Annotated in this window: 3 protein-coding genes; all 3 read left to right on the top strand. The window is 33.3% G+C overall.

Annotation, left to right across the window (positions count from 1 at the left end; translation table 11 throughout):
• The first annotated feature begins 68 nt into the window (after positions 1-68).
• The gene (locus MW688_RS14795; RefSeq protein ID WP_486736782.1) at positions 69-932 is read left to right on the top strand and encodes an AraC family transcriptional regulator; all 864 of its coding nucleotides are present in this window, start codon (positions 69-71) and stop codon (positions 930-932) included.
• 72 nt (positions 933-1,004) lie between these two features.
• Positions 1,005-1,499 carry an SRPBCC family protein gene (locus tag MW688_RS14790; protein WP_486736781.1) on the top strand — a complete coding sequence of 165 codons (495 nt, stop codon included), beginning with the start codon at positions 1,005-1,007 and terminating at the stop codon, positions 1,497-1,499.
• Complete coding sequence (locus MW688_RS14785; protein ID WP_486736780.1) at positions 1,492-1,896, top strand: hypothetical protein; 405 nt, start codon at positions 1,492-1,494, stop codon at positions 1,894-1,896. Before MW688_RS14790 ends, MW688_RS14785 begins: the two co-directional genes overlap by 8 nt.
• Positions 1,897-1,971 lie beyond the last annotated feature (75 nt).

The following is a 1,971-nucleotide window of genomic DNA, read 5'->3' as shown; positions in this document are numbered from 1 at the left end:
CCGGGCCGTTGGGCACAATTAGCAAGAAAAATCAAGAACTACAAAATCAAATAGCCGATATTTGAAGAATGCGAATAGAAACAAAAGAACATTATTTAGAAGCAATCAATAGAGCAATTGAATATATTGAATCTAATACTTCAAGGAAAATCAGCCTCGAAGAAATAGCAGATTACTCCTTAATATCCAAGTTTCACTTTCACCGAGTTTTTAAATCAATTATTGGGAATACAGCAAAAGAGTATTTAACCCGTTTACGGTTGGAAAAATCAGCAATTTTGCTCAAAAATTCATCTAAACCAGTAAACGAAATTGCTTATGAATGTGGTTATACCTCACCAGAGACATTTACACGAGCATTCAATAATTACTTTTCCACTTCACCGACTAAATTCAGGCAAAATATAAAACAAGAGCTTGCTAATAAGGAAGTAATCTATCAAGATACTTCACTTAAAGACCTAAGTTTAGCATCACCAAAAATCATTCAAAAAAAAGATTTGAACCTTGCTTACATTAGGCATTTTGGGAGTTATGATAAAGTTGGAAACTCATTTCAAAGATTAATGCTTTGGGCTACTAAAAATCTTGTTCTCAAATTAATGCCAACAACGATTGGAATTGTGCATGATAATCCTGAAATAACAACTGAAAATAATATCAGATTTGATGCTTCCATTTTGGTCACCAAAGAGATTCAGCCAAAAGGAGAAATTGGTTACAAAAAAATTACAGGGGGGAAATTTGCAGTATTCAGATACAAAGGGGCATATGAAACATTTTATCCTGTTTATGACTACATATATAATGTTTGCCTATTCAAGCACCAATGGGAGTTGAGAGACGAACCAGCATTGGAATGGTATATTAAGTCTCCACCATTTCATAAGCCAGAAGAGTTGGTAACGGATTTCTATCTACCCATAAAATAGCAAGAAAAGTCAAGTGAATCGGCGAATGATAGTTGAAATTTGTGGCATCTTTTAACAATCAAAATTTACAAAATGAAAGTAGCATTCATCATTCTTGCCACAATCTTAATTCTTCCTCTGGTTATAGGATTATTTCTACCTTCGGAAAGAACATTTATTAAGACAGCAGAATTAAAAAGTAGCCCTCAAAAAATCTGGGATGTAATAACTGATATTAAAGGACAAGAAAAATGGAGAGATGATGTTCGAGAAATCCAAATGATTTCTATTGAGCAAGGAGCAGAAAAATGGACAGAAATACCGAAAAAAGGACAAACAATTACATTTCAGACAAAAACGTATCAGCCCCCAAACCGATTTGATATTGAAATTGTTGATAGTGGTTTCTCTGGCTATTGGGAAGGAAAGATACAAAGACAAAATAACCTCACAAAAATAGAGTTTAAAGAAGTTGCAATGATTAAAAATCCGTATTTTAGAGTGATTGCTTACTTGTTTTTAGATCTTGATAAGACTATGGAAGTATATTTGAACAATTTAAAAGAAAAATTAGGAGAAAATGGCTAAAAAATCATGGATTGAAAAAAGGGACTGTGAGAAGTCCTTCAAGATAAAGACAATTGACAAGAAATTTGCTGATATTCCAGAAGGTAGTAAAATGTTGATTGCTTCCCCTCAAATTATTGATGAATATGTTAAACAAATTCCTTTTGGAAGCACAACTGAATTATCAACAATGCGAGATGATTTAGCAATAGAATATCAAGCAGATAAAACTTGTCCCGTTACGACAGGAATTTTTCTTAGAATTGTATCAGAAGCTGCTTATGAAGAAATACAATCAGGAAAAAGTGTAGAAGATGTAACTCCTTTTTGGCGAATAGTAAATCCTAAAATGAAGTTAGCAAATAAGTTAGAATGTGGAATTGAATTCTTACAAATACAAAGGGAATTAGAAAAATAGAAAAAAAAACTGTGCCCAACAATGCATATCCGTCCATGCTCCGCGAAGCTCCGCACGGCGGCTATGCGGACCGTT

Source organism: Johannesbaptistia floridana (genome assembly GCF_057440575.1).
The sequence above is the reverse complement of the archived record's forward strand: the minus strand, read 5'-3'. Positions and strand labels throughout refer to the sequence as shown.